Origin of the sequence: Ileibacterium valens (assembly GCF_001945525.1) — a bacterium.
GTDB lineage: Bacteria > Bacillota_I > Bacilli_A > Erysipelotrichales > Erysipelotrichaceae > Ileibacterium > Ileibacterium valens.
On the sequence record NZ_MPJW01000041.1, the window covers coordinates 1 to 7,810 of the forward strand.

The 7,810-nt window shown below is 39.2% G+C and carries 6 protein-coding genes; 4 read left to right on the plus strand and 2 right to left on the minus strand.

Going from position 1 to position 7,810, the window contains the following annotated elements; genetic code table 11:
• Positions 1–778, minus strand: a 778-nt coding sequence (locus BO222_RS01150; RefSeq protein WP_075817629.1) for an IS110 family transposase, incomplete at its 3' end; no start/stop codon positions are given.
• Positions 779–1,483: 705 nt separating this feature from the next.
• On the opposite strand from BO222_RS01150, the gene BO222_RS01155 reads away from it, so the two are divergent.
• Positions 1,484–2,617 carry an aldo/keto reductase gene (locus tag BO222_RS01155; RefSeq protein ID WP_075817631.1) on the plus strand — a complete coding sequence of 378 codons (1,134 nt, stop codon included), beginning with the start codon at positions 1,484–1,486 and terminating at the stop codon, positions 2,615–2,617.
• Positions 2,618–2,870: 253 nt separating this feature from the next.
• Here BO222_RS01155 and BO222_RS01160 read toward each other — a convergent pair whose 3' ends face one another.
• Complete coding sequence (locus BO222_RS01160; RefSeq protein WP_075817633.1) at positions 2,871–3,746, minus strand: NAD(P)-dependent oxidoreductase; 876 nt, start codon at positions 3,744–3,746, stop codon at positions 2,871–2,873.
• A 315-nt stretch (positions 3,747–4,061) separates the two neighbouring features.
• Here BO222_RS01160 and BO222_RS01165 point away from each other — a divergent pair, with 315 nt between their 5' ends.
• From BO222_RS01165 to BO222_RS01175, 3 genes are all read left to right on the plus strand, one after another.
• Entirely contained in the window at positions 4,062–5,432 is a 1,371-nt protein-coding gene (locus BO222_RS01165; protein WP_075817635.1) for a GHKL domain-containing protein, read from the plus strand.
• A gap of 220 nt (positions 5,433–5,652) precedes the next feature.
• On the plus strand, positions 5,653–6,996 hold the full coding sequence (locus BO222_RS01170; RefSeq protein WP_158024531.1) for a GHKL domain-containing protein: 1,344 nt from the start codon (positions 5,653–5,655) through the stop codon (positions 6,994–6,996).
• A 486-nt stretch (positions 6,997–7,482) separates the two neighbouring features.
• Positions 7,483–7,810, plus strand: a 328-nt coding sequence (locus BO222_RS01175) for a hypothetical protein (RefSeq protein WP_143356863.1), incomplete at its 3' end; no start/stop codon positions are given.

Below are 7,810 nucleotides of genomic sequence, written 5' to 3' on the forward strand. Positions count from 1 at the left end.
AGGCAAATTCTCCAGCTGTTGCAAAGCGATTAAAATCTCCAATTTCAGTAATGATCCGCATAGCGATGGGCCTGGTTACTCCTTTGAAGCACGAAAGGGAACTAGCCAGTTCATTGTAATTTTCCTGTTTGGACATTTCGGTGATTCGCTCATCATATCGAGCAATTTTGGTCTCAAGCTCCTCAAGAGTAATAAGATACTCGTCGAGCACCTCGCGATTCATTGGAGACAGCTCCAGGGATTTAAGCCAATCTCTGTGTTTTATAGTCCACTTGGTCTTTCCCTCATCAAAGGTGTAGCCAAGTTTCAACATAAAGGCATTAATCCGCTGTTTGAACTTCTTAATGGTTTCCTGAGTATCTTCACGAAGACGAATAAATGAGCGAACTTCCTGATCTTCCTGAGTAGGAACATAAACAGATCTATAGGTGTCATAGGCTAATGCTTCAGCCAGAGATTTTGCATCTCTGCGATCCGTTTTGCGAACGCGGTCTGTCTGAGCCAGACGGATTGTCGTTGGCGCCATAATCCGGCATTCAAAGCCCATTTTCGTAATTCTTTCATGGAAAGAAAATCCAAGACACCCAGCTTCGTAACCGAAAACGAGTTGAGTTCCAGGTTCAACTTCAGATTCGATTTTCTTGGCATACTTCCAGATCAATCGTGGATCATTATTAATTTTTGTCTGGTGACTATGTGTATTAGAATCTCGATCGAAAGTATCTAAACTGATTGTTTTACTGTGGACATCGCATCCGATAAAAAGTAAGCTTGCCATATAGGTCCTCCTAAGTCATGTGGTAATGACGTTTACTTTTGAATACACCCTAAGTATCCATCTAAATCCACGAATTGGCTTCTGGGGGGCCTTTCATATTATCTAATTCTTGATTCAGAAAATTCGGATGAAGAAACTTTTGATGTTATTGAACAGCAATAAAATATAAAGTCATTGAATGGTTAAACGAGTATTTTAATACAGCTTAATAAATAATCTAGCTTGTACCTGGCTGTTCGATATTTCATATACTGCATTTTAGATACTGCCACTCTGATAGAAATGTCTGAGACCGGCTTACATCGAATGGACAAATGGATTAATAATTTTTAGCAGAGCAAGACTGAAAATGGGCTTGAAATTCTGATTCGAGTGAACCATAGAATATCAACCAGTCTCTTTTAACTGTTGAGATCTCAAACTTAAAAATGACTGACTCAGATCTTTTGAATTCTGTTACCATGAAATAAGGATAGGATTCAGTTGAGTCGATCCATTCCGACAGACTTTCATTGCTGCGTTAAAGTCTGTCTTTTTGGCTTTTACATCAAAAGATCAAACAGAAGGATTGACTGACAGAGTGGATTGAATATTCAAGAATCACCAGCTCTAAATTCGATTCATCTGACTGAATTCTGAGAAGTTATGTTTATATAAAGCCCGGTTAAAACAGGGGAGAAAAAAAGAAGGGAAGAGAAGGGTAGAATGACAATACAAAATCTAGAAACCATGCCTAAATTAGGGATGGGAATGATGCGTCTGCCTCTTAGAGATGAAATCATTGATATTGAGCAGGTTAAACGCATGGTTGATCATTATCTTGAAAATGGTCTGAATTACTTTGATACGGCGTATGTCTATCATGGAGGAAAATCCGAAGGGGCTTTAAAAGAAGCTTTAGTTACCCGATATCCACGAGAGTCTTTCTATCTTGCGGATAAACTGCCTGCCTGGGCAATGAAAACCAAAGAAGACCGTGACCGAATTCTTAATGAACAGCTGGATCGTTTAGGAACTGACTACATTGATTTTTATTTGCTGCATGCGGTTGAAGATGGAACAAATTACAACACCTATGTCGATCTGGATTGTTTTGAATGGGCGAAACAGAAGAAAGCTGAAGGGAAAATTCGTCATTTTGGTTTTTCATTTCATGGAACTCCTGAATTACTTGAAGAGATCCTCGATCAGCATCCAGAAGTTGAGTTTGTCCAGATTCAGCTCAATTACCTCGACTGGGATAATCCGGTTGTTCGATCCGGCAGACTGTATGAAATTTTAAGAAGCCGTAATATTCCAATGATCATCATGGAACCGGTTAAAGGCGGTACGCTTGCTAATCTCGATGATGAAGTTTCGAATATCCTTACCGCCATTCATCCCGATCATTCCCAGGCTTCATGGGCGATCCGCTTTGCGGCAGGTTTACCCGGAGTCATGACGGTTTTATCCGGAATGTCTTCTGAAGAACAGCTCAAGGACAATGTCAATACGATTACTCACTTTGAATCACTCAACGATCAGGAAAGAAAAGCCATCGAAGAAGTCGTTTATATTCTCAGCCACCGAAATACGGTACCTTGTACAGGCTGCAGCTATTGTATAGATGGCTGTCCTTCAAAGATTCATATTCCGGAGCTGTTCAAAGCGCTGAATTTAGCCAGAATGTATCCGGACAGTCTAAACGGTCCTAAAAAGCTTTACAAGCAGATGATTGAAGCAGGTGAGAGTGGATTAGCCAGCTCCTGTATTGCCTGTGGTCAGTGTGAAAGCGTCTGTCCTCAACATCTGCCAATTATCAAACTGATTGCAGAAACCGCTAATAAACTCGAAAACTGATAGCCATGATTTTGGGTTGATTTTTATAATACGAACTAACAGGATAAGCGAAATAAATTCGTTCTTATCCTGTTTTTGTTTTTTGATGGATGACCTATATCAAATTGTCCAGGAATTTCCAAAAAAGGTTCGATTATGACTTTGTTTTGACCATAATATAAAGAAGATATACCAAAAAAGCGATAATGTTGTATTATCGCTTTAGTTGGTTCTTCTTTGGTTTGTATGAATATCCAGATTGAGATGGTTGAAGCTACTTCTTTTTAGGATCGTAATAATCCACCAGGGCCTGGGTTCCTAGATCATCTTCATGAAGCGATACATATTCATCGCGAGTTTTTTCAAGGACTGGTAAGTCCAGGTCCAGCTTTTCGGCTTGATTGAGGGCAAGATTCATATCCTTAATGAAATGCTTAACATAAAATCCAGGTTCTTTGTCATTTTTTAGAAGCCTTGGCCAGTATAAGTCCATTGACTTACTTCCTGCCGCTCCGGTTTTGAGGGCATCGTATAAAAGCTCCAGATCCAGACCACTTTCTTTGGCGTAGGTCCAGGCTTCTGCTAGAGCGGCCATCGTTCCGGAAATCAGAATCTGATTGGCCAGTTTGGCTTTTTGCCCACTGCCGGCTTCTCCAAACCGCCGGATATTTGTTCCCATCGCTTCAAAGACTGAAAGAACAGTTTCAAAGTCTTCGGGATTGCCTCCTACCAGAATGCTGAGTGTTCCATTTTTAGCCCCTGCATCTCCTCCGGTTACCGGGGCATCCAAAACGTGGATTCCTCGCTCTCTGCCTTTTTCATGGATGGTTTTTGCCAGTTCAGGATCTGATGACGTCATATCAATCGCATACTTTCCTGATTCAAGGTGATCAAGAATTCCATCAGGTTGCAGATAAAGTGATTCAACGTCTTGCGGATAACCTACGATTGTAATCACGACATCAGCTGACTTTAATGCTTCCTGCAGCGTTTCGTGAAGAATGATTCCTTCATTTTTCAAGGCCTGAACATTCGGCTTTTGAGGATGTCTGGCCCAGGCATGGACAGTATAGCCATTTTTCATTAAATTTCTGGCCATACCGGTTCCCATCACCCCAAGTCCGATAAATGCGATTGCAGGTTTATTCATATTGTTCCTCCTTAAGTTTCAGTGGCTTTCAAGATTTAGTTTTGTTGCCAGTTTTATGTTTTCTTCAATTATATCGGTACTCAGATGAATTCTTCGTTTCTATCCTTACTGAAGAGCTGTTTACTATTTTTGATCTGTCTAATTTTGACCTGTCATTTTTCATTATAGTTAACGGTTGGATCAGGATCCGGAAAAGCAAAATGGATCAGTTATCGTAAGATCGATTGTTAAGTTCAGAGATTTAGCGAATGAACATAGAAATAAACATTGAAATAAACATTGAAATGAACATGGATAGAAAGATGATTATTCAATTTGGAAGGAGATGATCTTTTGAATGAACTGATGTTTTTTCTTCAATATATTGTCATGAGTCTGGATGGCTTAAGCACAGGAATTATGATGGAGATTCTCTATCGACGCTCTAATCCAAAAAGAGGATTCATGCTGGGCCGGGTTCTGAGTTACTGGCTTTTAGCCGCTTTGATTTGCTTACCTTCTTATTTGCTGCATTACAAAATATGGCCATCTTTCAATCTGGCGGCAAATATTGCAGGCATTGTATATCTGAATATCTACTATTATCACTGCTCGTTTAGAAAGGCATTCCTTGCTTTCTTCTTCTATATTGTGACAGCTGCTTCATCGGAACTGATCACTTTACTGTTGTTTCCAGAAGCGTTCTATCATGCAGTTGACTGGACTCAGAATTTATTTATTCCAGTCATTATGGTTACGTTTGCGATTGCTCTGATCGCCAAAATTTCTGTCGCCTTATTGTTATCAAAAAAGAAAGCAGACACGAATTCAGCGCTCCTTGTTCTGATCTGGCTGAGCATGGCTTATATCCTGGCTTATTTTTTAGTCATATTCAGCGTTGATAACGAATATAACAATGAGCTTTTATATTCGGTGGGATTGTTTATCGGATCAGGATTTTCTGTTTTAGCCGGAATTATTCTGAGTCTTTATGTGATCAACACCAATTCAAATCGGGAATTAAACCGTTCTCTTGAACTGTCATCGCTGCAGAAGAAGTTTTATGAGCAGCTTCGTCAGAATCATCAGGATATTTTAGTTGTTCGAGATAATTACTCCAATGCGATTGGTCAGCTGATTGATTACGTTCAAAACCATCAGACTCAGAATGCGATTGAACTGGCTGGCCAGGAAATTATGCAAAACAGTAAAAAGAAAAAACTCTATTGTGCCAATCGAGTTGTAAATGCGATTGTACTGGCTAAAGAAGCAGAAGCCAGAAAAGCCGGTATTTCCTTAACGACTGAATTGTTGATTCCAGAAGATCTAATCATCGATCCTCTGGATTTATGCCGGATTCTAGGAAATCTTTTAGATAACGCCATTCGTTCCTGCATTCAGTTTCAACAAAACGATTCAAAAAAATCTCAGGAAATCCAGACAGAGATTGTCCTGAAGGGAAGATTATTTCGCGATCTTTTAGTCATTACCTGCCGCAATACGGCGTTAAAGAATAAGGAAAAGAAGATTTACGGACAAGGATATGGGCAGCAGATTCTGCAGTCCGTGGCCAAAAAATATGATGGAAATTTCTGTGGGGAATACGCTGGAAATGGCTGCTATGAAGCAATCATCCATCTGGTCAATCAGAAACCGGTTTCTGAAGTCGACTTTTCAAATTCTCAAACAAAAGCTATCGTTTACTGAATACAGAATAAGAACCTGCCTGAAAAAGGATTCAGCTTCAGGTACGATCATTTAACATAAAATAAGATCGCAGGACCTAAAGGTCTCGAAATACCATGTCGATATTTCGAGATCTTTTTTAGAGTAGGGATATCTGAAATTTCAACAGATACCTGAAATCTCTGGAATTCTGTAATTTAGGACGATCATCAATGCCCGAAAAATGAAAGGAGAGGATGTTTTGAGCCAACAGGTTTACTTCCTACAATATCTTGTGATGACTTTAGATGGACTCAGCACTGGAATTATGATGGAAATTCTCTATCGAAAGGCGTTTCCAAAACGGGGATTTCTGCTTGGACGAATTTTGAGTTACTGGTTTTTGGCCATTGTCATTTGTTTTCCCTCTTATCTGCTGCATTACCGGATCTGGCCTATGATCAACCTGGCGGCCAATGTGATTGGAATTGTCGGATTAAATATCTACTGGTATCGAAGCAATCTAAAACGAGCATTCCTGGCGTTTTTCTTTTACTATGCAACTGCTACGGCTGCAGAACTTCTGACTTTGCTGATCAAGCTGGATCTGACTCAGATGGCCCCGGATTGGACAAAAACAATGATTATTCCATTTATCATGACGATGATCTTGATTGGACTTATCGCAAAGATTGCGGTTGGGTTTTCCTTGACACGCAAAAAGGCGGATTCTCAATCAGAAATCCTGCTAATCATATGGCTGAGCACTGCATTTCTGTTTTTCTATCTGATCGTCGTAATGAATCTGGATTTTGACCATTCAACAAAAGACAATGTACAGACATTATTTGGAACATTAATTACCAGCAGTTCAATCCTATTCGCTGCCTCTCTGCTCAGCTTTAATGTAGTCAATCAAAAATCAGAAAGTGAACTGGAAAAATCCATTGAACTTCTATCGATTCAAAAAAATATATATGATCTGAACCACCAGAATCATCAACAACGGTTGATGATTCTCAATGACTGTCGAGAGGGGGTGTTACAGCTGATCAACCTGGTTGAAAGCAACCGGTTCAAGGATGCCATCGATCTTACCAGTCAGGAAATGAACGATTCAACCAGAAACAAAAAAACAATTTGCATTAACCGAGTGGTTAATGCGATTGTCTTATTAAAAGAAGCACATGCTCTTAAAGAAAATATTCACTTTTCAACCGAGCTGCGGATTCCGGAAAAACTTGAAATCGATCCTCTGGATCTATGCCGAATTTTTGGAAATCTTTTAGATAATGCGATTCGCTCCTGTATTCAGGTTCAGCAGAGTCCTTGTTCAGAAAAGACAAGGACTAGCATCATTTTAAAGGGAAGAGCCGTTCATGATCTTCTGGTCATAACCTGTCGCAATACGGCACTAAAGAATAAAGAAAAGAAGATTTACGGACATGGATATGGTCAGCAGATTCTGCAGTCCGTGGCGAAGAAATACGATGGAAATTTCTATGGGGAATATAATGGAAACCATAGTTATGAAGCCATCATTCATCTGGTCAACCAGAAGCCAGGACCTGATGTTGAATTTTCGGGCGAGATATCAGAGTTATAAGTTATTGCCTGTATCGATGTATTCGCTTCAGATTGGACTTGCATTGAAAATTCATTATTGTCTTGATGCATGAATCGATGTATGTGTCTGAAAAGTTCCCGTTGCCTGAAAAGGACGGGAACTTTTTCTTTGCAGGAGATTTGTTTTTAGGGCTCGCTCTTTTCGAGAATCAACTAAGCAAGAGTCCTAAGTACCTATTGAAAACAGATGGAATACATTGAGGAATTTCCAGGAAAGCGAGCAATGAAAAGCTGAGAACCAACTAAAATAATTCGTTTATTCAAAAAAAGTGGTTGAGTTATGTCGTTATTTGGACTTGATGTTCGTGGTTATATAAAAGCACCCATTTTGGGCGTCAAGTTGATTAACACTTGGTTATTTCAGCTTAACGCTCTGGGTGCTTTTTCTTTAACAAATTTGGTATTTAGTTCGATAACTTAAACAACTAAATATCATTTGTCAATCGATAAATAAAGGAGATTTTTTATGAAAAAAGAGAAGATTTATATTGACATTCTTCAACTGCTTAAAAGCCAGAACCTCGGATTTTCAGTACTCGAACAAATGATTCAGGAACACGAAAACAGAATTGAAATGATTGAAGAAACGATCTTAAGAATCAGAAACAATGAACTTAATGGAGCGGTTTTATATAAAGGTGTTTCGGAGGATCACCATTATATGTTTGAAGCCTACGATTCAGTAAGCAAACAAATTGTTCTATCCGATACCGACCTCAACTTTTCAACTTCATTAGTTGAAATTATTGATATAAGCCACTTCACATTAGGGAATTATGAGTTTCAATACTCAA

Bases quoted from the DNA above. Each gene is read 5' to 3' on its own strand.
- BO222_RS01155 (WP_075817631.1), top strand. From the start codon at position 1,484: ATGACAATACAAAATCTAGAAACCATGCCTAAATTAGGGATGGGAATG.
- BO222_RS01160 (WP_075817633.1), bottom strand. From the start codon at position 3,746: ATGAATAAACCTGCAATCGCATTTATCGGACTTGGGGTGATGGGAACC.